Annotated in this window: 24 protein-coding genes; 11 read left to right on the forward strand and 13 right to left on the reverse strand. The window is 68.0% G+C overall.

What is annotated here, in order from left to right; genetic code table 11:
• Nucleotides 1-111 precede the first annotated feature (111 nt).
• Nucleotides 112-573, reverse strand: coding sequence for a cupin domain-containing protein (locus ACFLIM_RS33615; RefSeq protein WP_393172394.1), 462 nt, complete (start codon nt 571-573; stop codon nt 112-114).
• A gap of 325 nt (nt 574-898) precedes the next feature.
• The gene (locus ACFLIM_RS33620; protein WP_393172395.1) at nt 899-1,489 is read right to left on the reverse strand and encodes a TetR/AcrR family transcriptional regulator; all 591 of its coding nucleotides are present in this window, start codon (nt 1,487-1,489) and stop codon (nt 899-901) included.
• Nucleotides 1,490-1,823: 334 nt separating this feature from the next.
• Between ACFLIM_RS33620 and ACFLIM_RS33625 the strand changes: the two genes are divergently transcribed.
• The 4 genes from ACFLIM_RS33625 to ACFLIM_RS33640 all read left to right on the forward strand — a co-directional run bounded on the left by ACFLIM_RS33625 (nt 1,824) and on the right by ACFLIM_RS33640 (nt 5,490).
• Nucleotides 1,824-2,666, forward strand: a complete 843-nt coding sequence (locus ACFLIM_RS33625) for an LLM class flavin-dependent oxidoreductase (RefSeq protein WP_393172396.1) — start codon at nt 1,824-1,826, stop codon at nt 2,664-2,666.
• A 14-nt stretch (nt 2,667-2,680) separates the two neighbouring features.
• Complete coding sequence (locus ACFLIM_RS33630) at nt 2,681-3,625, forward strand: alpha/beta hydrolase family protein (protein WP_393172397.1); 945 nt, start codon at nt 2,681-2,683, stop codon at nt 3,623-3,625.
• Nucleotides 3,626-4,021: 396 nt separating this feature from the next.
• Entirely contained in the window at nt 4,022-5,290 is a 1,269-nt protein-coding gene (locus ACFLIM_RS33635; RefSeq protein WP_393172398.1) for a hypothetical protein, read from the forward strand.
• Nucleotides 5,290-5,490 carry a hypothetical protein gene (locus ACFLIM_RS33640; protein WP_393172399.1) on the forward strand — a complete coding sequence of 67 codons (201 nt, stop codon included), beginning with the start codon at nt 5,290-5,292 and terminating at the stop codon, nt 5,488-5,490. Before ACFLIM_RS33635 ends, ACFLIM_RS33640 begins: the two co-directional genes overlap by 1 nt.
• Nucleotides 5,491-5,594: 104 nt before the next feature.
• Here ACFLIM_RS33640 and ACFLIM_RS33645 read toward each other — a convergent pair whose 3' ends face one another.
• The 4 genes from ACFLIM_RS33645 to ACFLIM_RS33660 form a co-directional block, all read right to left on the reverse strand.
• A complete protein-coding gene (locus tag ACFLIM_RS33645) occupies nt 5,595-7,778 on the reverse strand; it encodes a xanthine dehydrogenase family protein molybdopterin-binding subunit (protein ID WP_393172400.1) in 2,184 nt (727 codons plus the stop codon).
• Nucleotides 7,775-8,755 carry an FAD binding domain-containing protein gene (locus ACFLIM_RS33650; protein ID WP_393172401.1) on the reverse strand — a complete coding sequence of 327 codons (981 nt, stop codon included), beginning with the start codon at nt 8,753-8,755 and terminating at the stop codon, nt 7,775-7,777. The genes ACFLIM_RS33645 and ACFLIM_RS33650 overlap by 4 nt, the downstream gene beginning before the upstream one ends.
• A 12-nt stretch (nt 8,756-8,767) precedes the next feature.
• Entirely contained in the window at nt 8,768-9,283 is a 516-nt protein-coding gene (locus ACFLIM_RS33655) for a (2Fe-2S)-binding protein (RefSeq protein WP_393172514.1), read from the reverse strand.
• A gap of 561 nt (nt 9,284-9,844) precedes the next feature.
• Nucleotides 9,845-11,314: a YVTN family beta-propeller repeat protein gene (locus tag ACFLIM_RS33660; RefSeq protein ID WP_393172402.1), complete on the reverse strand. Its 1,470-nt coding sequence runs from the start codon at nt 11,312-11,314 to the stop codon at nt 9,845-9,847.
• A gap of 681 nt (nt 11,315-11,995) precedes the next feature.
• Between ACFLIM_RS33660 and ACFLIM_RS33665 the strand changes: the two genes are divergently transcribed.
• The 5 genes from ACFLIM_RS33665 to ACFLIM_RS33685 all read left to right on the forward strand — a co-directional run bounded on the left by ACFLIM_RS33665 (nt 11,996) and on the right by ACFLIM_RS33685 (nt 15,477).
• A complete protein-coding gene (locus ACFLIM_RS33665; RefSeq protein ID WP_393172403.1) occupies nt 11,996-12,784 on the forward strand; it encodes an IPT/TIG domain-containing protein in 789 nt (262 codons plus the stop codon).
• Between the two features lie 184 nt (nt 12,785-12,968).
• A complete protein-coding gene (locus tag ACFLIM_RS33670; RefSeq protein WP_393172404.1) occupies nt 12,969-13,970 on the forward strand; it encodes an IPT/TIG domain-containing protein in 1,002 nt (333 codons plus the stop codon).
• Nucleotides 13,971-13,980: 10 nt separating this feature from the next.
• A complete protein-coding gene (locus ACFLIM_RS33675) occupies nt 13,981-14,133 on the forward strand; it encodes a response regulator transcription factor (protein ID WP_393172405.1) in 153 nt (50 codons plus the stop codon).
• Between the two features lie 58 nt (nt 14,134-14,191).
• The gene (locus tag ACFLIM_RS33680) at nt 14,192-14,629 is read left to right on the forward strand and encodes a MarR family winged helix-turn-helix transcriptional regulator (protein WP_393172406.1); all 438 of its coding nucleotides are present in this window, start codon (nt 14,192-14,194) and stop codon (nt 14,627-14,629) included.
• Nucleotides 14,630-14,670: 41 nt separating this feature from the next.
• On the forward strand, nt 14,671-15,477 hold the full coding sequence (locus ACFLIM_RS33685) for an alpha/beta fold hydrolase (protein ID WP_393172407.1): 807 nt from the start codon (nt 14,671-14,673) through the stop codon (nt 15,475-15,477).
• Nucleotides 15,478-15,554: 77 nt separating this feature from the next.
• On the opposite strand, the gene ACFLIM_RS33690 is transcribed toward ACFLIM_RS33685, so the two are convergent.
• The 4 genes from ACFLIM_RS33690 to ACFLIM_RS33705 form a co-directional block, all read right to left on the reverse strand.
• The gene (locus ACFLIM_RS33690; protein WP_393172408.1) at nt 15,555-16,013 is read right to left on the reverse strand and encodes a nitroreductase family deazaflavin-dependent oxidoreductase; all 459 of its coding nucleotides are present in this window, start codon (nt 16,011-16,013) and stop codon (nt 15,555-15,557) included.
• A 44-nt stretch (nt 16,014-16,057) separates the two neighbouring features.
• Nucleotides 16,058-16,468: a VOC family protein gene (locus tag ACFLIM_RS33695; protein ID WP_393172409.1), complete on the reverse strand. Its 411-nt coding sequence runs from the start codon at nt 16,466-16,468 to the stop codon at nt 16,058-16,060.
• A gap of 10 nt (nt 16,469-16,478) precedes the next feature.
• Complete coding sequence (locus ACFLIM_RS33700) at nt 16,479-16,919, reverse strand: helix-turn-helix transcriptional regulator (protein WP_393172410.1); 441 nt, start codon at nt 16,917-16,919, stop codon at nt 16,479-16,481.
• A gap of 161 nt (nt 16,920-17,080) precedes the next feature.
• Entirely contained in the window at nt 17,081-18,049 is a 969-nt protein-coding gene (locus tag ACFLIM_RS33705) for a helix-turn-helix transcriptional regulator (protein WP_393172411.1), read from the reverse strand.
• 63 nt (nt 18,050-18,112) lie between these two features.
• On the opposite strand from ACFLIM_RS33705, the gene ACFLIM_RS33710 reads away from it, so the two are divergent.
• Both ACFLIM_RS33710 and ACFLIM_RS33715 read left to right on the forward strand, forming a co-directional pair.
• Nucleotides 18,113-19,231, forward strand: coding sequence for an epoxide hydrolase family protein (locus ACFLIM_RS33710; protein ID WP_393172412.1), 1,119 nt, complete (start codon nt 18,113-18,115; stop codon nt 19,229-19,231).
• A gap of 312 nt (nt 19,232-19,543) precedes the next feature.
• The gene (locus ACFLIM_RS33715) at nt 19,544-20,122 is read left to right on the forward strand and encodes a dihydrofolate reductase family protein (RefSeq protein ID WP_393172413.1); all 579 of its coding nucleotides are present in this window, start codon (nt 19,544-19,546) and stop codon (nt 20,120-20,122) included.
• Nucleotides 20,123-20,564: 442 nt separating this feature from the next.
• Here the strand turns inward: ACFLIM_RS33715 and ACFLIM_RS33720 are convergent, their stop codons facing one another.
• From ACFLIM_RS33720 to ACFLIM_RS33730, 3 genes are read right to left on the reverse strand one after another with little or no spacing between them, the layout of a single operon-like run.
• Nucleotides 20,565-21,149, reverse strand: coding sequence for a CGNR zinc finger domain-containing protein (locus ACFLIM_RS33720; protein ID WP_393172414.1), 585 nt, complete (start codon nt 21,147-21,149; stop codon nt 20,565-20,567).
• Between the two features lie 26 nt (nt 21,150-21,175).
• The gene (locus ACFLIM_RS33725) at nt 21,176-22,027 is read right to left on the reverse strand and encodes an MBL fold metallo-hydrolase (RefSeq protein WP_393172415.1); all 852 of its coding nucleotides are present in this window, start codon (nt 22,025-22,027) and stop codon (nt 21,176-21,178) included.
• A gap of 26 nt (nt 22,028-22,053) precedes the next feature.
• The gene (locus ACFLIM_RS33730) at nt 22,054-22,950 is read right to left on the reverse strand and encodes an LLM class F420-dependent oxidoreductase (RefSeq protein WP_393172416.1); all 897 of its coding nucleotides are present in this window, start codon (nt 22,948-22,950) and stop codon (nt 22,054-22,056) included.
• Nucleotides 22,951-23,040 lie beyond the last annotated feature (90 nt).

Raw genomic sequence — 23,040 nt, forward strand, 5'->3', positions numbered from 1 at the left:
CGTAATCCCGCCCATCGCAGCCCTCCATCTGACGTTACGCAAATGGCCAGAGCCCTATGCTCACCGCTGCCCGGACGGCATGGCAGCCAGGCATACGGCCTTCGGGCTTGGTCAGCCGGGAGGCAGAACGGTGACGCCGTAGCGGGCGGCCGCGGCGGCGACCGCCGCCACGTCGGGGGTGGCGGGCTCGGGCAACTCGCTGCCGGGGGCGGGCTGGCCGATGGCGGCGAAGAACTGCTCAAACCCGGCCGGGGTGAGCAGCACCAGGCAATGGACCTCAGCGGTCTGCACGTGCAGGCTGTGCGGAACCCCCCGGGGCAGGAATACGAACTCCCCCGGCCCGGCGGCGACCGTGGTGTCATCGCCGATGGTGGCCGCCAGCCGCCCGTCGAGGACGTAGAACGCCTCGTCTTCGTTGGCGTGCACGTGGCGGGGCGGGTCACCGGCCGGGCTGAGGCGCTGCTCGAGCACCGCGAGCCGGCCCCCGGTGTCCGCGGCCGTCGCGACATACCGCATCCAGGTGTTGTGCGTCCAGATCATCTCGCCCGTGCGGGCGGTGACATCGTCAGTCACGGCGCTGCCATCCCTCTCCTTCATAACTGCCCTGTGCAGTAGGCACTCTTTCAGTGCCCCCAGCACGGCAGGGCCAGTCTTCCCAGTCCTCGGTCAGGGTGTCGTCGGCCCCCAATGCACGAGGCTGTGGAATCTGTGCACAACCCGGTCCGCACAGTCCCGGGAAACCGTAAGGCGCCTGGTTGCCGCACGGCCGGACGCCCCCGCCCGGCCGCGACCGGCAGCAGCGGCTCCAGCACCTCCCACTGCTCATCACTGAGATCCCCACGCACCCGACGATCATGAACATCTCAGGTCACACGAAGATCAATATCGAAAACAGGCTCTAGTGCGGCAGGCGGAGTCCTGAGATGAGGAATTCGACCAGCCGCCGCGCGTCGTAGTGGGGATCGTTGTCCGCGCCGATGCAGAGGTTCCCGACGCCGCGCATGAGTTCGAGGGCGTCGACGTCGGAGCGGATCTCGCGGGCGGCGGCCGCGGCTTCGAGTAGTTGGGCGCACACGGGCACGAGCCGGTCGATGAAGTAGGCGTGCAGCGTGTCGAAGCCGGCGTCGTCGGAGTGGAGCACGGCGGCGAGTCCGTGCTTGGTGACCAGGAAGTCGACGAACAGGTTGATCCATCGCCCCAGTGCGGCGTAAGGACTCGCTACGCCCGCCAGCAGGGCTGGACCAGCCTCGGCGCAGGCCTCGACCTGGTGCCGGTAGACGGCGATGATGAGATCCGCTCGGGTCGGGAAGTGGCGGTAGATCGTGGCCACCCCAACTCCCGCCCTGGCCGCGATGTCGCGCACCGGCGCCTCGACGCCCGAGGTCACGAAGACGGCTGCGGCGGCGTCGAGCAGCGTCCTCTCGTTGCGCCGGGCGTCGGCCCGCTTACGGGGGGCCGCACGCCCCGCGCCTCCGTCGCCGTCGTTCACCGCGCCGCTCCCTCCATTGCCGGACTTGCGAAACGGAACCAGGTTCCCTATCGTAGCCGGAACCAGATTCCGTTTAGCTATGATGCCAGAGCACCGGCAGACGACCAAGCCGCGCATCGCCACCACGTTTCACCCACAGTTCTCCCACAATGGAGAGAACGCGGCCAGGCCTGCGGATCGCACCGGCATGCGGGTCAACCGATGCGATGAGCGTCGACCCCCGCACACCGGAAACGCGTTCCGTTTACTCCTCGGCAGCGCCCCAGTCGGCGCGGCCGGTGTCGAAAGGACCAACGCCCCAATGCCGCACACCACCCGGCCTCGCTTCGGGATCATGACCGCCCCATCACAGGTCGACTACCACGACGTCCTGCGGGTCTGGCGCGAGGCAGACACGATCCCGGAGATCGAACACGCATGGCTGTTCGATCACCTCCTGCCCATCTTCGGCGACCCGAACGGAACGACCTACGAAGGCTGGACACTACTCTCGGCCCTCGCCGCACAGACCCGACGACTGCGGCTCGGCGTGCTCGTGACCAGCAACCGCATCCGACCGCCCGCGATGCTGGCCAAGATCGCCACGACCGTCGACATCATCTCCGGCGGACGGCTCGACTTCGGCATAGGCGTCGGCTCACGACCCAGCTCGCCCTTGGCCCGGCGCGAGTACGAATCACATGGCCTGCCCTTCCATGACGCCGCCCACGCCGTGGGCAGCCTCGCCGAAGCGTGCACGGTGATCCGGCGGTTGTGGACCGAGGCTGAACCGTTCGACTTCCACGGCACCTACGTCCAGGTCACCAGCGCGTTCGGCAACCCCAAGCCCGTCCAGCGCCCCCACCCGCCGATCCTCATCGGCGGACGCTCGTCTGCGACGCTGCGCGTGGTCGCCGAGCACGCCGACCTGTGGAACATCCCCGGCGGCGACATCGACGACGTCGTCAGCCGCAGCGCGCTGCTGGACCGCTACTGCACCGAGATCGGTCGCGACCCCGCCTCGATCACCCGCTCGATCCACCTGCCCGTCACCTACGACCAGCCCGGCACCACCCGGGACGCGATCGGCGAAGCGATCGACGCCGGCTTCCGGCACATCGTCCTCGGGCTGTCGGCGCCCTATCCCGCCGACGTCGCACGGTGGGTCACCGACGAGCTCATCACTGAAAATCGCTGAAGGAGAAACCATTCATGATCGAAACAGACATGGCGATCACGGACGTGGCCGTCACTACGCCTGCTCCAGTCGTCTCGGTGAAGCCGGTGCTGCTGTCGACCCCGGGCCGTGGTGAGGATCTGCAAGTGCGCGTGTCCGCGCCCGCGGTCGGGCGCGAATTGCCGGTCATCGTCTTCTCGCACGGCTTCGGCTGGTCGTTGGACGGCTACGCCCCGCTGGCCGACTTCTGGGCTGCTCACGGCTTCGTGGTGATTCAACCCACCCATCTCGACTCCAGGACGCTGAGCCTCCCTCCAGAAGATCCCCGTACACCACTGATCTGGCGTTACCGGGTCGAGGACATGAAGCGCGTCCTCGACCAGCTCGATCTCCTTGAAGCTTCCGTTCCCGGCCTCGGCGGGCGCCTCGACCGCAGCCGCATCGCCGCAGCCGGGCACTCCTGGGGCGGCCAGACGGCGAGCATGCTGCTGGGCGCGCACGTCCTCGATCCCGAGAGCGGAATGGAAGAGGACATGTCCGACTCGCGGATCAAGGCGGGTGTGCTGCTCGCCACGCCCGGCCGGGGCGGAGCCGACCTGAGTCCGATCGCGGCCGAGCACTTCCCCTTCATGAATCCGAGCTTCGCGGACATGACCACGCCGACCCTCGTGGTCGCGGGGGACCGAGACCAGTCCCACCTGACCGTTCGAGGACCGGACTGGTTCACCGACCCCTACTTCTTGAGTCCGGGCGGCAAGAGCCTGCTCACTTTGTTCGGGGCGGAACACTCGCTCGGCGGAATTTCCGGGTACAACGTCGCGGAGACGACGGACGAGCACCCCGGACGCGTCGCCCTGATCCAGCGGCTCACGTGGGCCTACCTTCGCCATGTCTTCTACCCCGAAGACCCCAGCTGGCTCGCAACGCGCTCCGCGTTGGCGGACGAGCCTGAGCCGCTGGGGCGGGTTGAGAGCGGCTGAAGCGGCCCGTCGCGATCGCCGACCGCGGCGAAGATCAGTGACGATCAGCGGGAATGCCGTCAGTCTCCGGCGAGCCGGATCCGGGTCGGACTGCGCGACGCAGGTCAGGCATCCGGATTGCGGCCGAGGAAGGCGATCGGCCGGTCGCTGGGATTGGCCAGCTGCGATACCGAGGCCGGGGCGGCGAAGAGCAGCCGGCGGGTGGCCTCGGTGACCAGGATCGCCGTGACCGTCGATCAGGTTTTCGGCTCGGGCGCGCTGCCACTGCCATGACGTCGTGGGATCTTGCAGGTCTTCGGTGGATACGCGGCCTGCGAATGCGAATCGGAGCATCTACCATCGTGCGCGGCGCGAACCCCACCGTTGTGACACCTTGGCGCGATAGTCTCACCAACTGTGACCCCTACCGATGACTCTTTCGGCCAGGAGGAGTTCCCTCCCCTCGTTTCGCTTCAACCTCCGGTACGGCTGGCGCCCGGCGCCGAGCTGGCGCGGATGGTGCGCGAGACCGCCCTCGTGCGCGCGTTGACCGGGATCGCCGAGTGGACCGGAGGCTCGCGGCAGGTCACCGAACACGCTCTCCCGGTCGCGGACGAGATAAGCGATGCCGTCACCGAGCTCGGTCTGCTCGATGCGGCGCAGTTCGAGCGCCTGTGGTGGATCGCCCTGGACAGCGACCTGGTCGACATCGACGAGGACGAGCTGACAGCCGAGATCGGCCCGGCGCGGGCGCTCCTGGACCAGGGCAGCGACGAGGATGCGCTGGAGGTCTGGTCGGATATCGCTCACGCCTTGATCACCGTCGATGCCGACGGGACGGATCTCGATCCTCGCCTGGCGGTGATCCTGCAGTTGTTCACCCATCGCGAGGCGATGAGGTTTGACGAGCCGCAGGACATGCTCGCTCACCTGGAGCAGGCGGGGCTGATCAAACGGTCGGGCCCGTTGGCGTCCTTGACCGCCCTCGGCCTGTGGACCGGCCGCCGCTTGTTTCAGGACATCCTCGGACAGCACGTACCGGTCTTCGGATCGACAGCGGGCGCCAACGCCCGGACCTTGCTACCCGCTCTGCGCTCCTACAACGACCGGGAGCTGGCCGAGGAGGTGGCGCTCTGGCTGACCGGGCGCGACCCGGAGCAGGCCGCCCAGGAGATCGCCGAGGCGGTACCCGAGGTGAGCCCGCTGAGCCGGGCCGTAGGGCTCACGATTCTTGATGAGCGCCTGGGAGAGCCCGGCCGCCGAGCCCTGGCGAGCCTGCGCAAGCTACCGGGGGTGGGCGCGCTCGTCCTGTCCCGGCTGATCGAGCGGGGAGAGGAGCGCGATGTCCTGCCCGACCCGGAGGACATCGCCTGGGTCTCTGTGGACATGACCGTAGCGGCCATGGAGATCGGTGGGCCGCCCGAGGAGATCCTCACCACGCTCTCCGGAGACATGACCGTCGACGACGTGCTGAGCATGATCGACATGTTGGACTACAGCGACCACCCCCACACCGAGCTGATGCTGCGGTTCCTGAAGGAGCACCACCCGGAGCGCCGGGTGGTCTCGGCTGCCCGCGCCATGCTCAGAGACAGCGACGAGCCTCCCGGAGCGCGCGGACGTCGGTCCAAGAAGCCCAAGAAGGTCGGCAAGAGCGCGGGATCTCGCAAGAAGCGGCGGCGTTGATGGATCTCATTGACCGGGTGGGGACGCTCAAGGGAACGCTGGTCGACTTCGCACTCTCCCCGCGCTTCGCCCGCGAACTGGACGCCGTGTTCGAGCAGAGCTTCCCTGACGGCGTCATCACCGATGAGGCGACCGCGACGATGGTCGCGAGCGCTCAGGTGACTCGCGGCATCGTCGACCGTGCAGGTGATCTTCCGTGAGCGAGTAACGCTAGATAACCTCAAGGCGGCCGTGTCCCAAGTCCTGGGTTTCACCCGCGCTCGGGTGGAGGCTCCGCTCTGCAGCCCGTTGGGTATCCCGGTGTTCAAAGCAGGGCTTCAGCGGTAATGGGGAGCTCGCGGATGCGGCGGCCGGTGGCGTGGAAGACGGCGTTGGCGATGGCGGGCGCCACGCCGAGATGAACCACCTCGCCGAGGCCCTTGACTCCGATGGGATCGGCCTCGCGGTCCTCGCCGTCCAGGTAGATCGCCCGCAGGTCGGGGACGTCGGCGTTGACCGGGACGAGGTAGTCGGCGAGGTTGGCGTTGACGATCCTGCCGTCGCGGTGGTCGGTGACCGTGTGCTCCAACAGGGCAGCGCCGATGCCGCCCACCATGCCGCCAAGCGCCTGACTGTCGGCGAGCTTGGGACTGATGATCCGCCCCACGTCGTAGACGCCGAGCATCCGCCGGACCCGGACGAGGCCGAGACGGCGGTCCACGGCGACCGCGGCGAACGTCGCGCCGTAGGCGTAGGTGGAGAACCGGGACTCCCCCGGCTCGAATGAGCCGAGCGCTTCCAGGCGGGAACGGTTGTTGCGGGCCAGGAGCTGCTGGTAGGTCTCCCCGCGTGCGGGGTCATCCTTGACGTGCAGCCGGCCGTCGCTGACCGCGACGTCGCCGGCGTCGACGCCGTGCAGCGGCGATCGCTCGTCCCCGACGGCCAGCTCGATCGCCTGGCGCCGCAGCTTGTCACAGCCGTCCTGGACGGCGGACCCGACGCTCGCCATGGTCTGCGAGCCGCCGTGCGCCGGCGTCGGCGGCATGGTGGAGTCGCCGAGCCGGAACTCCACGGCCCGCACGGTCAGCCCGAGGGCGTCGGCGGCGACCTGGCTCATGGAGGTGTACGTGCCGGGGCCCATGTCGCTGGTCGCCGCCTCGACCAGAGCAGTGCCACGCGCGTCGAGCCGGACCCGGGCCTGGGCCGGGTTCCGCAGGGTGCCGTGGACGCCGGCGGCCATGCCCATGCCGATCAGCCAGTCGCCGTCGCGGGTGGAGCGCGGTTTGGGGGCGCGCCGGTCCCATCCGAACTCACGGGCGCCGACGGTGTAGCACTCGCGCAGACGCCGGGTGGAGAACGGCATCCCGTTCGACTCGTCCTTGGCGGGTTCGTTGCGCCGGCGCAGCTCGATCGGGTCGATGCCGAGTTCGTGGGCGAGTTCGTCCATCGCCGACTCGATGACGTAGGCCGCCGTGGCGTGACCCGGGCCGCGCATGTACAGCGGGGTGTTCACATCCAGCGGCACGGTCCGGTACGACTGGCGGACGTGGGGCATGCTGTAGAGCATCTGCCCCGCCGCCAGGACGTTCTCCTGGAAGTTCTCGTACGACGAGGTCTCTGCCTTGATGTCGTGGACCATCGCGGTCAGCCGGCCGCGCCGGTCGCTGGCCAGGCGCACCCGGTACTCGTACGCGGGCCGGTAACCCGTCCCGGAGTACTGCTGCTTGCGGGTGAGGACGAGCTTGACCGGACGGCCCACCTCGCGCGCGGCGAGGGCCGCGATGGTGACGTGCGGCCAGGCCCGCAGGCCGCTGCCGAAGGCCCCGCCCACGAACGGCGAGATGACCCGCACCGCGTCCTGCTCGATGCCGAACACGGCGGCGAGTTCCTTCTGCGTGCCGACGATCCACTGGGTCTTGTCCCAGACAGTGAGCCGGCCGCCGTCCCAGCGGGCAATGGTGGCGTGCGGCTCCATCGCGTTGTGGTGGTTGCGGGCGGTGCGGTACGTCATCTCCAGCCGTACCGCGGCGGACTGCATGGCCCGGTCGGCGTCGCCGCGCGCGTAGGTCTCGGGGTCGTGCGCGGGGGTGCCGGTCAGGTCCGTCGATGGCTTCTCGGCGTCGTAGCGGACCTCGACCAGGCGCGCGCCGTGCTGAGCCGCCTCTGGCGTCGTGGCCACCACGACCGCGACCGGCTGCCCGTGGAAGAGGACCTTGTCGTCCTGGAAGACGTGCAGCCGCTTGCCGCCGCGCGGGTTGTTCGATTTCAGGTTGGGCCTGTAGGCCAGCTTGGGCGCGCTGAGGTGGCTGATCACTTTCAGGACGCCGGACAGGGCCAGGGCGGCGCGAGCGTCGATCCCGGTGATGCGTCCCCGGCCGACGGTGCTGCCGACGATAGCGGCGTGCACGACCCCGTCGGTGGGGTGGTCGGCGGCGTACTTTGCCTGTCCGGTCACTTTCAGGCGCCCGTCCACCCGGGGCAGCGGCGCCCCGACGGCTTGCCGGCTCATTCGGTGCCTCCCACGATGCGCAGCTGGCGTTCGACGGTGCGCTTGAGCAGTTCGATTTTGAACTTGTTGTGTTGGAGCGGGCGAGCCCCGTCGGCGGCGTGCGCGGCCGCCTCAGCCCACAGCGCCTCCGACGGCCGTTCGCCGATGAGGCGGCGCTCGACGGCGGGCAGCTTCCACGGCACGGTGCCGACGCCTCCGGCAGCCACCTTCGCCTCACGGATCACACCGCTGCGCACGTGCAGCGCGACCGCCGCCGAGGTCAGCGCGAACCCATACGACTGCCGGTCGCCCACCTTCAGGTATCCGGACCTGAGCGGGCGCGGAAGGGCCGGAATCTCAACAGCGCTGATCAACTCGCCTGGCCGCACGGCCTGTTCCCGGTGCGGTGTGCTGTCCGGCGGCAGCAGGAAGTCGGCGAAGGCGACGCTGCGCTGCCCGTCCGGGCCCAGCAGGTGGACGCTCGCCTCCAGCGCGGCGAACGCCACGGCGACGTCCGAGGGGTGTGTGGCCACGCAGTGATCGGAAACACCGAGGATGGCATGGGTGCGGTTGAACCCGCTCAGCGCCGGACACCCCGAGCCCGGCTCGCGCTTGTTGCAGGCCGCCGTCACGTCGCGGAAGTACGTGCACCGGGTGCGCTGCATGAGATTGCCACCGATGGTGGCCATGTTGCGCAGCTGGGCGGAGGCGCTCAGCTCCAGCGCCTGCGAGATGACGGGGAAGATGGCGCGCACCTTGGCGTGGGCGGCGGCCTCGGCCATCCGTACCAGTGCGCCGATGCGCAGGCCCCCGCGCGCGGTGGCGGTGACTTCGCGCAGCGGCAGAGCGCTGATGTCGACCAGCGTGGCGGGACGCTCGACACTCTCGCGCATCAGGTCAACCAGCGTGGTGCCGCCTGCGATGTAGCGGCCACCACGACGCCCGGCCGCGAGCGCGCCGGCGATGTCGGAGACTTTGGTGTAGGAGAAGGGGTGCATAGGAGCCGGATCTCACTTCCTACTGACGGCCTGCTCGACCGCTCTGACGACGTTCACGTAGCAGCCGCAGCGGCAGATGTTGCCGCTCATCCACTCCCGGATCTCCTGGGGAGAGCCGGTGTGGCCCTCTCGGATGCAGCCGATGCCGGACATGATCTGGCCGGGGGTGCAGTAGCCGCACTGGAAGGCGTCCTGCTCGATGAAGGCCTGCTGCAACGGGTGCAGTTCGTCGTTCTCGCCCGGGGCGAGCCCTTCGATGGTGGTGACCTCGGTGCCCTCCAGCCGCACCGCCAGCGTCAGGCAGGCGTTGACCCGGCGGCTGTCGACCAGGACGGTGCACGCCCCGCAGGCGCCGGCATCGCAGCCCTTCTTGGTGCCCGTCAGCCCGAGCTGCTCGCGGAGCAGATCCAGCAGCGAGGTCCGGTTGTCGATCAGCGCGGTGTGCCTCTCACCGTTGACCGCCAGCGAGACGCGACCGCTGAGCGGCGCCTCGGCCGGCTCGGTTTCGAGCGGAGACGGTCCCGGCACCAGATCGCCCGTCGTGACCACACCGCCGACAGCCGCCGCCGTCGCCGCCGCGGTCGCCGTCGCCGCGATGAACGTACGCCGAGACAACCTCGACGCAGGCTCCCCCTCGGGCGGAACACCTGAGTCCGGGGGTTCGGAAGGCATATGCACCCCTCTCGATTCGGCGAAGGAGCGGCGTTTTCACTCCTCAGCGTGCCCCGGAGGCATGCCCGCGTAAGCACTGCGTTATGCCGCGTAAGCATTGCGTTATGCCACGCCACCAAGGAATCCGGCGCCGCGGCGGTCGCCCGTGTCCGCGCCGAACAGTCGGCGGGAAGAGACGGCGATGCTGACCACGTCCCTGGGCCAGACCCATAAAACCGCTGGTCAACGGCCTGTATGAGGGCCTGTTGAGACACGTACTGACGGGGCGGGGCACCGGCGACCTCTGGTGAATGCATCAGCCTTCTCATCCTGCGCAGCGGCCCGCACAGGGGCTTATGTGCTGGCCTGGCGCCTGCTCAAACCGCTGGAACGCCGTCGCTTGGCTAACTCGCAGGCGACCAGGCCAACACGATCCCGTCAGCGGGAGCGCCTGCGCTTGGTCGTCCTGTCCTTGTACGCGATTTCGACGTCGACGTGTGAGCTGCTGTGCTGCGCGGACCCACTGGTTCCTCTGCTGTGCCCCTCGGACCCCCTGGTTTCTCCGCTGTGCCGCGTGGACACGCCGGGTCCTCTGCCGTCCTCCCGATCGGGCTGGTCGAGCCTGCGCTTTCCCGGCCTGGCCCGTCCGGGGACCGGGCCCCCTTCCCCCTCGATCTGCCCGACGGCCACACCGAGGGGAACGTCGCCAACATTGATCGTGTTGAGAACGGCGTTGGTGGCGGTGTCGATCACCGACACGCTGCCCGAACCCCCGTTGGCCACGTAAAGGCGGGTGCCATGCAGTGAGATCGCCACCCCGACGGGACTCACGCCCACCGGGATGGTGCCGACGACGCTGTTGGTGGCTGTATTGATCACCGACACGTCGGTGGTGAGGGAGTTGGTCACGTAGGCGCGGGTGCCGCCGGGGCTGATCACCACGCGCTGAGGATCACCGTCCACCGGGATGGTGTAGACGACGGTGTTGTCGTCGGTGTCGATCACCGACACGGACGCGGACCCGAGATTCACCGCGTAGACAAAGGCGCCGGAGGGAGTGACGTCCACCCCGGAGGGATTGTTCTCGACTACGACGTCGTCGATGACGGTGTTGGTCTCGGTGTCGATCACCGAGACAGTAGTGCCCCCCGTATTCGCTACATAGGCGCGTGTGCCGCGCGGACTGAACACCACCCCGACAGGGAAGTTGCCGACCGGGATGGTGGCGATGACGGTGTTGGTGGTGGCGTCGATCACCGAAACGTTATTCGAGGAAGAGTTGGTCACGTAGACGCGGGTGCCGTTGGGGGAGACCGCCACCCCGAAGGGGAGGGTTCCAACGGGAACGGTGCCGATGACGGTGTTGGTGGCGGTGTCGATCACCGACACGCTGTCGGAACCCCCGTTGGTCACGTAGACGCGGGTGCCGTCGGGGTTGACCGCGACCTCCTGGGGGTTCGTTTCCACGGTGATGGTGTCGACAACGGCGTTCGTGGCGGTATTGATCACCGACACGGTATTCGAGGAAGAGTTGGTCACGTAAGCGAACTCCCGAGGCGGTGCGAGAGCCCCTTCCGAGGCGGAGGCGGCCACCGGCGCCGCCAACCCGACTATGGCCACCCCTATCACTGCTGCCCGGATACGGGACCGCCATCCCCGGCCATGGCGTTGACCCGGCAGTGCCGTAGGACGATTCTCGGTCACCCTTCTCAGCCGAAGCCGCAGCATTGGAACCTCCATATCTACGATCAGATGGTTCCGTTCTACATATGTATGGCATAGAGCCGAGAGACGCGGCGCGCCAGCTTGCCTCTTGCCGGGTGACGAATTGGCACATTCATGGATTGCCGACCGGATCGGATCGTTCTTCCGCTGTTCGGCACCAACACCCGCAGAGAGAGAGGCCATTTGCCTGAAATATCCCTTTCGGGATATTCGTATAGCAAATCACCTGAGATGCCGCAGCCATTTACGTCATGATCGGGCGTTGTGCAACATATTTGGTAGATCTCTTCACATATCTCTTTACATATATCCGTAGGAAGTATTTAATCAAGCTGTCAGCAAACGCTCTCGATCGAAATAATTGAACCGACTCCAGATCATTCAAAGGGCCGGGCTTCGATCGGCTGGGAACCGCATGAGCGGCACGGCGACAGAGCGCGCTGACCACACCGATGGTCAGCGATCAACATCACTGCCGGGGGTGAGACACAGAATTCCTACATCAGCACGCGATTACCCATCCACCGCACGCCTCGGCTCCGCAACCAGGAAATGTCGCCGGCCATCAATCCCGTAACCATAGGGAAGACGGCGATTTGTCATAGCGGAGGCTAGAAGCCGGTACTGGCGAGTCTTCATCGACTCCCGCTCGGTGCCCGTCTAAGCGCTTCGTCGTGGGTGACCATCGATCCACTACGCGCATCGACGTTCGCCGACTGCGTGATCCACGAAATTCACGCGCGGCGGCACGCCATGCGCTACCCCGTCCCAACGCCTCGAGTCCTGCCCTGCCTACCTAAGGAGGAACCCCTCATATCCCACTCCTCATAGAAGCCCCTTGCGTTCGAGAGAAGGAATAGTCAAATGGCACCAGTCCTCACATCGATCAGTGTCGCACCGCAGAACACCAACCAGGGAAGCTACGGCCAGACTCTCACCGTCAACGGCACCGGTCTCGGCACCATAGCGACCGCCACCATCAGGGTCGGAGCCAAGAGCATCACCCCCGCCACGAACACCGGCACGGTCGCCACTTGCGTACTTCCCTCCGGGTGCGGACAGGTCAGCGTCAACGTCGTCGTCAGCGGCGCCGGCGGTGGCACGAGCAACGCGCTGCCGCTGTACTTCATCGGGTCCCCGTTCGTCGCCGAGGTCACACCGTTCGAAGGTTCGGCCACGGCGCCCTCCGCTGTCACGCTCGCCGGCGAGGCCCTGCTGACGACGAACCAGGTCCAGTTCCAGGGCGTAACAGCGACTCTCACCCCTCCCACCAGCGACACCCAAGTCACGGCGACCCCCGCGGCGATAGCCGAACTCGATGCCGCGCCATGGTTCCAGCTCAGGAGCGCCTCAGCGCGTACGGCAGGCGGCACGTTCACCGTCCCCAACGCCGTGGCACTCTACGACACTCCTGTGATCACAGATCTCGAACCGGACACCGGCCCGGCCGGCACCGAGGTCATCATCACGGGCACCGCATTCGTCGGCTCCGCCATCAGCGTCACCTTCGGCGGCGTTGACGCCGACTTCACCTCCATGTCCGACACGCAGATCCTGGCCACCGCCCCCACCGGTCCCATCGCCGGCGCCCAGGATGTCATCGTCAGTTCACCAGGCGGCGACAGCGTCGCCGCCACCTTCACCTACGTCTGAGCCTCGGCAACGACATCCAACCGTCGGGGCAACGCGATCAGGCGTTGCCCCGACGCCATCAACGTCAACGCTCAACCGGACCCGTAACCAACACCGACAGGCCAGCGCGAGCGGGAGAGGCTCGGACTGGACGTCTCCGGCCACCACGCTCCGGACGTGCGGCCAAGCGAGAGGACGTGACTACATGGCCCCCGTCGTCAACAGCGTGACTCCCAATCAGGGTTCCTCCGCGGGTGGCACCAGCGTCACCATCTCCGGGACCGGGTTCATCGGGTCCACCGCTGCGAGATTCGGCGGAACACCGGCCGCCGGCTTTGTGCTGGTCTCCAACACCAAGATCACCGCCATCTCCCCACCAGGCGTGGGAACGGTTAATGTGACGGTGACCGGCCCCACCGGTGGCAGCACCCAGAGCATCCCCTACACCTACGTGAACGCACCCGCCCCAGTCATCGCCGCTCTGGTGCCGAACACGGGTCAGGAAACAGGCGGAACCATCGTCACGATCACAGGCAGCGGATTCACCGGCGCCACCCAGGTACGGTTCGGAGAACTGACGTCCACCTTCACCATGATCTCCGGCAGCCAGCTCACCGCCACGGCCCCGGCCGCCGGCGCGGGCCCCGTTCTCGTCACGGTCACCACCCCGGCAGGCACCAGCAATCCGGCACCGTTCTGCTATTTCGCCGCAACCGCTCCTGTCGTCACGGACATAGATCCCAGCCAAGGCCCTCTCGCCGGAGGCAACACCGTCACGATCACCGGGTCCGGATTCACCGGCGCCACCCAGGTACGGTTCGGAGGACTGACGTCCACCTTCACCGTGATCTCCGGCAGCCAGGTGAACGCCACGGCGCCCGGCGGTTCCGGCACCGTCCCGATCACCGTAGTCACGCCAGGAGGATCGAGTACGGGCGACGTTTTCTACGACTACGTCGCCGCCCCGGTGATCGTGAGCCTGAATCCGAGTGAAGGACCGTCTTTCGGTGGTAACTCCGTCACCATCGTTGGGACCGACTTCACCCACGTCACGGATGTGTTCTTCGGCGCCTCCCCCGCTCCGTTCTCCATCGTCTCCGACACCCAGATCGTGGCCACCCCGCCCGCGGGCGCCGGCACGGTCGTGGTCACGATCGCGTCAGCCGGCGGCCCCAGCTCTCCCGGCGCGCCCTACACCTACCTGTGACGCCCGCGGTATGTCCAACGCCGAGATCGCCGGAGAATTGTTCATCAGCGTCGCCACCGTCAAGGCGTACGTCACCCGGCTGCTGACCAAACTCGACGCGCGTGACCGGGTCCAGCTCGTCATCCTCGCCTACGAGGCGGGTCTGGTGTCACCGTCCAAGTGAGCTTCGGGAATCTTCGGCATTAACTTGCAATTCTAAGTTTGCATGCTAAGTTACTGGTGTGGAACGCAACCTGGCTCTCAACCTGCATGTGCTCACCGCCCGGCTGGACCGGGCGGCTGACCAGATTCTGCGGGCCGAGCACAACGTGTCCTACAGCCGTTTCCTCGCGCTGACCCTGGTCGGCGAGCTCGGGGCCTCGACGCAACGGGCCCTCGCCGACGGCCTCGGCGTGACCGAGCCGTCGGCGAGCCGCACGACCGGCGTCCTCGCCGCCGCGGGCCTTCTCGACGTCCAGTCCGACCCGGCCGGCGGGCACCGCCGGCGGCTGAGCCTCACAACCAAGGGCAAGCAACTCGTGGCCGCAGGCCAGAAGACACTCGACGGACGGCTGGCCGCCCTCCTCGCACACAGTGGCGTGCCGTACGCCGAGTACGTCGAGCAGACCGAACGACTACTGGCGGCCCTCGACCGCCCCGAAGGGAAGATCACCAAATGAGCCGAAGCATCCAAGCCCCGCCGCCCGTACACCAGCACACAGTGCACTCCTCCGACGGCACACCGATCGGTATTCACACGCTGGGCGCCGGCCCAGGCCTCATCGTCGTGGTCGGCACCCTGCGAAGCGCCGAGGACTACCTGCCGTTCGCCTCCGCGTTGGCCGGCTCCTTCACGGTGCACATCGTCGACAGGCGCGGGCGCGGCGCCAGCGGCCCGCAGGGACCCGACTACGGCCTGGCCAAGGAAGTGGAAGACCTGCTCGCCGTTCAGGCGGAGACCGGGGCGCGATTAGCGTTCGGTCACAGCTACGGCGGACTCGTCATCCTTGAAACCGCCCGGTCGTCTCAGCTGTTCGACCGGATCGCGGTCTACGAACCCGGCGTGCCCACCGGACCCGTCCCCACCGGCTGGATGGGTCCATACCAGGAACGGCTGGCCGCCGATGATCCATATGGCGCGTTCGTTCACTTCATGCGGGGATCAGGCGGTGCGCCGGCCATCGTCACCAAGATGCCGTATTGGTACCTGCGCGCTGTGATGCGCATCGGCTACCGCGGTCGCGGCTGGCAGCGGATGCGGCCTCTTCTCCAGGCCAATCTGGCCGAGCACGAGCAGCTAGCAGCCCAACAGGGCCGCCTTACCGAGTTCGCCGCCGTCATCACTCCCGTGCTCCTCCTGTGCGGCGGCCGCACCGCGCAGATGGCCGAAACCGGGCCATTCGACGCTCTCCGCGACACCCTTGCCAACGCCACACTTCAGACGTTGGACGGTCTCGACCACATCGGGTGGACGCACGGGAAATCCGCCGCGGTCGTGGCCCAGCGGGTTCAGGCGTTCCTCCTCTGATCGTTGCTCTTCCGTCGGAGACACCTGCCGTGTAGCTACGGCGAACGGACATGTAGTGCAACCGCGGGCGTATGCAGTCACCGCAGGGTGAGTCGGATCACCGGGTATTCCCGGTCGGATTTGCCTTGGTACTTCGCGTAGCGGGGCTGGGCGGCGGTGATGCGCTGCCATGCCTGCTCACGGTCGGCGCCGTCGAGCCGGTGCGGTGTCACCGGCTCGGCGTCGTGGCCGGGCAATTCGATCGACGCCTGGTCGGGGTGCCCCATCAAATTGAGGTACCAGTCCGGATGCCGGCTCCCACCGCCCGATGCGACGATCAGCCGGGCGTCCTCACCGTCGGCGAACCACGCCACAGGCGACTGCCGCGGCTGCCCGCTTCGGCGACCCACCGTGTGCAGGATCAGTACGTCCATGCCCATGAAGCTGCCGCGGCCGCGTCGGATACGGGTGTTCGTACGGGCGTTCATTCGCCGCTGCACCCACCGGGACACCGCCCCGGGCGAACCGCGACGGCCTGCCTGCTGGTTCTGTGTCATTGGCTACCTCCAGTCAGTTCGAGAGGCGCTCGAACGGCCGAGCGTTACGCCTTGGCCTCCTGCTGGATCCGCATCATGTTGCCCGAGGGGTCGCGGAATGCACAGTCGCGCGGCCCCCAGGGCTGATCGATGGGCTCCTGCAGTACCTCGGCGCCGGATGCCCGTACCCGCTCGAAGGTTGCGTCGAGATCATCGGTGCTGTAGACGGTCATCGGCAGGACGCCCTTGGTGAGCAGTTCTTGCAGGGCGTCTCCGTCGGCCTGGGAACGGCCGGCGTGCGGTTCCGAGAGCACGATTTGGAGGTCCGGCTGAGTCGCGCTGCCGAGGGTGACCCAGCGGAATCCGCCGGAAGCGACGTCATTGCGCACTTCGAGGCCGAGCGCGTCGCGGTAGAAGGCGAGCGACTCGTCCACGTCGTTGACGGTGATGTGGCAGTACTGGAGTGCGATGGTCATGTCGCCAACGTTAGGCGGCGGCGGCGCGGCCCGCTTCTCGAATCCTGACCGGTTGATTTCTCGTCGGGCGGGTGCTCACCTTCGCCACGCACGCGGGCATCGCCGCCTCGGCGCGGTGCTCCCGGCTGCGGTACGCGCTCGGCGTCTCCCCCACGAGCTCGCTGAACCGCGAGCTGAACGAGCCGAGCGAGGTACAGCCGACCGCCATGCACGCGTCGGTCACGCTCATACCCCCGCGCAGCAGCGCCATCGCCCGCTCGATCCGGCGGGTCATGAGATAGCTGTACGGCGTCTCGCCATAGGCCGCCCGGAACCGTCGCGAGAAGTGCCCCGGCGACATGAGCGCGTGGCGGGCCATCGTCGGCACATCGAGCGGCTGTGCGTACTCCCGGTCGATCAGATCCCGCGCTCTGCGCAGGTGCGCGAGATTGGCGAGCTCTTCCGGGGTCATGCGACGACGCTACCACACGAGTCCTGAAATAGCCGTTTACCTGCATGAACGGGACTTGAGACGGCGGGCGACGGCGTCGCTCCGGAGCCGCGAGCTCCGATGGTCCGCCGTAGGGAGGGGTGCGCTGGTGACGACCGTGAGCCGGGTCTCAGGGCCGCGGGTCACCGAAACGCCGTCGGGCGTGCCGTGGCGTCGGCGAGTCGGGCGGTGAGCGCGCGGATACGTTCGACCAGCTCAGGCGGCTCGTGAACGGTGAAGGGCACCCCTGTCAGTGCCACCCACAGGGCCAGTTCGTCGAGCGAGTTGGAACCGCAGGTCAGCATGCACGTCCGCGCGTCGATGGGCTCGACCGTGCCTGTCGTCGGGGCGATGCGCTCGGCCACGGCCGCGGCGGGCGCGCGCATGGTGAAGCGGCCCTGGTAACGGTAGGGCGCGCTCGATATCGCGTGGGAGGCGTATCCGGCGAGGTCGATGGCGGGTGGGTCGCGTGGGACGAAGCGCGGGCCGTTGGGGGTGTGGAGGGTGAGCCGGTCGAGGCGGAAGGTGCGCCAGTCCGCACGCTCGGTGTCGTAGGCGACCAGGTACCAGCGGCGGCCGGTGGCCACAAGGCGGTACGGCTCCGCAAGGCGTCTGCTCTGGCCGCCGTCATGGGTGCGGTAGTCGAACCGCAGGGTCTCGTGGTCGCGGCAGGCCGCCGCGACCGCGGCCAGGGCGTCCGGATCGACTGCGGGCCCACCGGCCGTCATGGGAACGGTCATCGATTGAAGTGTGCGGACGCGACGGCGCAGCCGGGACGGCAACACCTGCTCCAGCTTGGCCAGCGCTCGCACCGAGCTGTCCTCGATGCCGGTCACGGTCAGGCCCGCAGCGGTGCGCAACCCCACAGCGACCGCTACCGCCTCCTCATCATCCAGTAGCAGCGGCGGCAGGTCGGATCCGGCGCCGAGCCGGTACCCCGACACCCCGGCGGTGGCGTGCACGGTGTAGCCGAGTTCGCGCAGCCGGTCGACGTCGCGGCGGACGGTACGCGGGCTCACGCCGAGCCGGTCAGCCAGTTCCGCGCCGGACCACTGGCGATGGGTCTGCAACAGCGACAGCAGCCTGAGCAGGCGGGCCGAGGTTTCCACCATGTCTTCCACTGTGCCGTACACCTAGGACTCATCCTGTCCTAGGCGGCTCATAGCGTCTGCGACATGAGCAACGACGTCGAGATCCGCCCCTTCCACATCGAGATTCCCCCGGCCGAGCTGGACGACCTGCGCGACCGGCTCGCCCGTACCCGCTGGCCGAGCGAGATCGGCGGCCAGGAGTGGAGCCGAGGAGTCCCGGTCGGCTATCTGCGGGAGCTCGCCGCCTACTGGGCCGACGGCTACGACTGGCGGGCCTGGGAAGCGAGGCTGAACGCGTACCCGCAGTTCACCACCGAGATCGACGGACAGAACCTCCACTTCCTTCACGTCCGCTCCGACAGGCCCGACGCCCTGCCGCTGATCCTCACCCATGGCTGGCCCGGCTCGATCGTGGAGTTCCTCGACCTGATCGAGCCGCTGTCGCAGGACTACCACCTGGTCATCCCCTCCATCCCGGGCTTCGCCTTCTCCGGCCCGACCCGCGAGCCGGGCTGGACGACCCAGCGCATCGCCGCGGCATGGGCCGAACTCATGCGCAGGCTCGGCTACGACAGGTACGGCGCCCAAGGCGGCGACTTCGGCAGCGGGATCTCTCGCGCGCTTGGCTTGGCCGCTCCCGACAACGTCGTCGCGGTGCACGTCAACGGCGGGACGACCTACCCCAGCGCCGGCGAGGACGACCCCACGCTCACCGAGCGCGAGCGCGCCAGGGTGCGGCGGATGAACGAGTTCATGAACGAGGCGGGCGGATACATCGCCATCCAGTCCACCAGGCCGCAGACCCTCGCCTACGGCCTGACCGACTCACCCGCCGGCCAGCTCGCCTGGATCATCGACAAGATCAGGGACATGACCGACCTGGCCAAGGAACTCCCGCACGAGGCGATCGACCGCGACCTGCTGCTCACCCACGTCACGATCTACTGGCTGACCGGCACGGCGGGCTCCTCGGCGGCGCTCTACTACGAGGACGGGCACGCATGGGGTGAGCAGGAGGCATCCCCCACGCCGATGGCCGTGGCGCTGTTCACCGTCCAGGATATCGCCCTGCGCCGAGATGAAGAGAAGGTCAACAACGTCGTGCGCTGGTCCGACTTCGACCGCGGCGGACACTTCGCCGCGATGGAGGCACCCGACCTGCTGCTCGGCGATATCCGTGAGTTCTTCGCCGCCTACAGGTGAACAGCCAGAGTTGATCAGCGGGCCGTCTTGTAAGGCGCGGTGGCGTGACCAAGTCTTGCTCGAACGGCTCGATCACCGGCGCACCCCTGGCGTCGGTGTTCGGTATCGATCCCAAGACCGCGAACGCGTCCCGGTCTGGCAACGCCAAGAAATTTCTCGGGGTCGTGTCGATTCCGGCGGCGCGCGATCGACGCGTTGGTGAGAGGACAGGCGAGCGGCCCGGTTCACCCGGTCCCGTCTGGAGAGCCAACGGGCTCGCCGAACAAGCACGACATGAGCAAGGTCAAGCCCTCGGAACACTTGGGAGATGTGATGAGCACCGTGGTGATGCACAACGTCGTGTCGGTGGACGGCTTCATCGCCGACACGCAGGATCAGGTCGGCCCGCTGTTCGACTGGTACTCCAACGGCGACGTCGAGCTCGGCGAAGGTGGCATAGGGAAGATCTCGCAGACCTCGGCCGAGTACGTCAAGCCGATGTGGGCGAGCATCGGGTCGACGGTGATCGGACGTCACCTGTTCGACATCACCAACGGCTGGGAGGGGTCGCCGCCGGCGGGCGAACACGTGGTCGTGGTGTCGCACCGGCCCAAGCCCGACGGGTGGCACCCCGAGGCGTCGTACCACTTCGTCGACGATGTGGCGCAGGCGATCGCGAAGGCCAGGGAACTCGCGGGGGAACGCACCGTCGCCGTGGCGGCAGGCGACGTCGGCGGGCAGGCGTTCGCCCTCGGCCTGGTGGACGAGGTGGCGATGGACGTCGTGCCGGTGGTCTTCGGCTCGGGCAAGCGGTACTTCGGGTCGGTTGATGCCCAGCATCTGCTCGAGGACCCGCACACGGTGATCCAAGGCGACCGGGTGCTGCACCTGCTCTACCGAGTCCGCCGCTAGCGAGCTGCCGCGTGGTCAGCGTGAAGCCGTGTGCAATTGGCCTCGCCGCGATCCGGACATCCGGCCGTGGCGCGGTAGCCCCTCGCTGCAGCGCTCAAGATGATCGGAGTGCCGTACGCCTGGGGCGGTGGCGGCGGGAAGGGCCCGCACCAGTTTGCGCGGGCCCTTCCCCTCTTTGAGGGCTCGATCGGCCTAGGGGCCGGTGTGGATGAGGGCGGCCCACAGGTCTGGGCGGCCGGGGTGGCGGGCGCGCAGGTAGGTGCTCGCGCTGTGCACGGCGGCGGGTATGTGGTCGCCGGGCGGGGCGGTGGGGTCCAGCAGGCCGCGTGATCCTGCCCCGGCTGGCCAACCTGCCGACGCCGGACCGCGCGCAATATCTGCTCAGCCCGATCTTCTTCCCGATCGAACAGCCACCCGCGGACCCCGAGACCGATTGAAGCGCTCAGCGGCTGCGCCTGCGGGCGCGATGGGCTCGCAGGTTGGCTGCGTTCCCGCAGACGCGCAGGGAGTGCCACACGCCGCTGTTGTTCCGTGAGCGGTCATAGAAGGCCACCCGGCAGCGGGGGTTGTGGCACGTCTTGAGACGGCGTCTGATGTCCGTCTGCTCCGCCTCGAAGAGAGCCGCGAGCACCAGAGAGGCCAGCAGCCGCCACCCCGTCCCTCGCGGTTCGAGGCGGACGGTCCCGTCCGCACCGAGCCGCAGAGCGGCGGCGGCTGTGTGCGGCACGGCCGGGCCGCTCCCGTCCGCCGGTGCGGCGGTCACCCTGTGTACGGTGTCGCGGAAGGCCCTCAGCTCCTGGAGTTCGTCGCCGTCCAGCGCCACCTCGGGGATGGGCTGCCCGGTGGCCGCCGACCATCGCGCGGTGACGTCGTACACCCATGTTCGAGCGCTCTCCACGTCGGCGAGCAGGTCCGGCTGCTGCGGAACCCCCGCCGAGATGGTGTTGAGCAGATCCTGTACGAGTCCGAGGCCACCCGGAGCGCAGTCGAGGTCGTAGCGGCCGGTCGCGGGCCATGAAATGGACACATCACCTCCTGGATGGGATTCCGCCGTCATTCTCCGAGCAGGGCGACCGCTCCGTACCACACCGGGCCCGGGTTGAGCCGGTCCGGATAGAGCGCCGTCATCTGATCGTAGAACTCGCGGGCGGTCGGCTTCTGGTCGAGCAGCCGGACCAGGTCCCGCAGGTACTGCCGGGTCTCGTCGATGGCCGCCGGGTCGTCGGGGCGGTCCTTGTTCTTGTGACCCGCGACCACGGCGCGCGGCTCGAGCTCCGCGACCCGGTCGAGGGCCTTGATCCAGTCCAGCAGGCCGCCGTCGGCGCCCTCGATGAAGTACTGGTGTACGCCGTTGTAGACGACGTCACCGGCCACCACCAGCGCGATGGAAGGCACATGCAGAACCGAGGTGTCGTCGGTGTCGGTGTGCCCCGTCTCGACGGCCTGGACGAGATTACCCTCCAGCAGGAACCCCTCTTCGGGAATCGGCACGGCGACGACCGGCGACTCGGGGATCAGGCCGGGGAAGACCCGGTCGAACAGCTGCTCGCGCCCCACCGTGGCCTGCTGGCGCATGACCTCGATGGTGCCCTGAGTGGCGTAGGCGATGGCGCCGGGGAACCGCTTCAACAGCTCCCCGCTGCCGAACCAGTGATCGCCGTGCCCGTGGGTGGCATAGATGTACGCCAGCCGCTTGCCGGATCGCTCGATCCAGTCGCCCACCTGCTGGATCTGCTCGCGGGTGAACGGCGGATCGACCAAGAGGGCGTCCTCCTCCCCGAAGATCAGCGTGGACGACAGCGGCGACCACGAGATCGGCTCCCCGCTCGGCAGGCGCTGGTCGCCGGCTCGGGTGGGACCGTCAGAGACGAAGACCTCGTAGGACAGGACTGTTGTGGTGGTCATGGAAACCTCCCCGAAGGCGGGCAATCTCATGAAAGAACCATACCAGGTTTACCTCTTTCATCGCGTCCGGCCGGGGTGATGGCGGAGATCCGGGTGGCGAGCTCGGCCAGGTGCGCCAGCCAGGCGTGGTCGGTGGGTTCGGGGACGGCGACGATGACGTGGTCGATGCCCAGGGCGGCCAGCTCGGCGCAGCGCTGGACGCTTTCCTCGACGTGCTGGCCGTCGGGGATGCGCATGTGGAGGGTTTTCTCGATGTCCTCGTAGGGGCGTCCCAGCCGCTCGCAGTGGGTGCGCAGCACGGCGAGCTTGTGCCGTACGTCGGCGCCGTACAGGAAGTTGCAGGCGTCGGCGTACTGGGCGACGAGGCGGAGAGTCTTCTTCTCCCCGCTGCCGCCGATCAGGATCGGCGGTCGCGCCTGCGGCGCGTTGAGCGTTCGCTCGAGCCTGTAGTGCGAGCCCTCGTACGGTTTGTCCTCCTCGCTCCACATCTGCTGGGCGATCTGGAGGGTCTCCTCCAGCCGCTCGAACCGCTCGGCCAGGGGAGGAAAGCGGAGGCCGAGGCCGCGGGCCTCCGCCTCGTACCAGGCGGCGCCGATGCCGAGGACGGCGCGGCCGCCCGAAAGCGCGTCCAGGGTGCTGACCTGCTTCACCAGCAGGCCGGGTTCGCGGTAGACGGCGCCGGTCACGAGGGCGCCCAGGGTGACCCGGCTGGTGAGGGCGGCGGCGTAGGACAGCGCGCCGTACGCCTCCAGCATCGGATCCGCCACGGAGCCGAAGTTGGGGATCTGGAAGAAATGGTCCATCACCCACAGGCTGTGCAGACCCGCTTCGTCGGCGCCGCGGGCGACGGCCGCGAATCGCCCTGCGATGGCGCCGTCGCCGCCGGGCCAGGTGAAGCGGGGGCAGGTCAAACCGAGTTTCATGAGCACTCCTTGGTCGGGTGGGGCGCGCCTGCCGCGGAAGCGGTTTCGGGCATGAAAAAACCCTCTCGCCCGGGCTGTTGCGCCCGAGGC

This window comes from Nonomuraea marmarensis, from assembly GCF_043197025.1.
Taxonomy (GTDB): domain Bacteria; phylum Actinomycetota; class Actinomycetes; order Streptosporangiales; family Streptosporangiaceae; genus Nonomuraea; species Nonomuraea marmarensis.

What these genes read in the sequence shown, in the direction of transcription:
- ACFLIM_RS33625 (WP_393172396.1), top strand. Translation starts at nt 1,824, where the DNA reads ATGACCGCCCCATCACAGGTCGACTACCACGACGTCCTGCGGGTCTGG.
- ACFLIM_RS33630 (WP_393172397.1), top strand. Translation starts at nt 2,681, where the DNA reads ATGATCGAAACAGACATGGCGATCACGGACGTGGCCGTCACTACGCCT.
- ACFLIM_RS33640 (WP_393172399.1), top strand. Translation starts at nt 5,290, where the DNA reads ATGGATCTCATTGACCGGGTGGGGACGCTCAAGGGAACGCTGGTCGAC.
- ACFLIM_RS33645 (WP_393172400.1), bottom strand. Translation starts at nt 7,778, where the DNA reads ATGAGCCGGCAAGCCGTCGGGGCGCCGCTGCCCCGGGTGGACGGGCGC.
- ACFLIM_RS33650 (WP_393172401.1), bottom strand. Translation starts at nt 8,755, where the DNA reads ATGCACCCCTTCTCCTACACCAAAGTCTCCGACATCGCCGGCGCGCTC.
- ACFLIM_RS33660 (WP_393172402.1), bottom strand. Translation starts at nt 11,314, where the DNA reads ATGGCCTCTCTCTCTGCGGGTGTTGGTGCCGAACAGCGGAAGAACGAT.
- ACFLIM_RS33665 (WP_393172403.1), top strand. Translation starts at nt 11,996, where the DNA reads ATGGCACCAGTCCTCACATCGATCAGTGTCGCACCGCAGAACACCAAC.
- ACFLIM_RS33670 (WP_393172404.1), top strand. Translation starts at nt 12,969, where the DNA reads ATGGCCCCCGTCGTCAACAGCGTGACTCCCAATCAGGGTTCCTCCGCG.
- ACFLIM_RS33675 (WP_393172405.1), top strand. Translation starts at nt 13,981, where the DNA reads ATGTCCAACGCCGAGATCGCCGGAGAATTGTTCATCAGCGTCGCCACC.
- ACFLIM_RS33690 (WP_393172408.1), bottom strand. Translation starts at nt 16,013, where the DNA reads ATGACACAGAACCAGCAGGCAGGCCGTCGCGGTTCGCCCGGGGCGGTG.
- ACFLIM_RS33695 (WP_393172409.1), bottom strand. Translation starts at nt 16,468, where the DNA reads ATGACCATCGCACTCCAGTACTGCCACATCACCGTCAACGACGTGGAC.
- ACFLIM_RS33700 (WP_393172410.1), bottom strand. Translation starts at nt 16,919, where the DNA reads ATGACCCCGGAAGAGCTCGCCAATCTCGCGCACCTGCGCAGAGCGCGG.
- ACFLIM_RS33705 (WP_393172411.1), bottom strand. Translation starts at nt 18,049, where the DNA reads ATGGTGGAAACCTCGGCCCGCCTGCTCAGGCTGCTGTCGCTGTTGCAG.
- ACFLIM_RS33710 (WP_393172412.1), top strand. Translation starts at nt 18,113, where the DNA reads ATGAGCAACGACGTCGAGATCCGCCCCTTCCACATCGAGATTCCCCCG.
- ACFLIM_RS33715 (WP_393172413.1), top strand. Translation starts at nt 19,544, where the DNA reads ATGAGCACCGTGGTGATGCACAACGTCGTGTCGGTGGACGGCTTCATC.
- ACFLIM_RS33725 (WP_393172415.1), bottom strand. Translation starts at nt 22,027, where the DNA reads ATGACCACCACAACAGTCCTGTCCTACGAGGTCTTCGTCTCTGACGGT.
- ACFLIM_RS33730 (WP_393172416.1), bottom strand. Translation starts at nt 22,950, where the DNA reads ATGAAACTCGGTTTGACCTGCCCCCGCTTCACCTGGCCCGGCGGCGAC.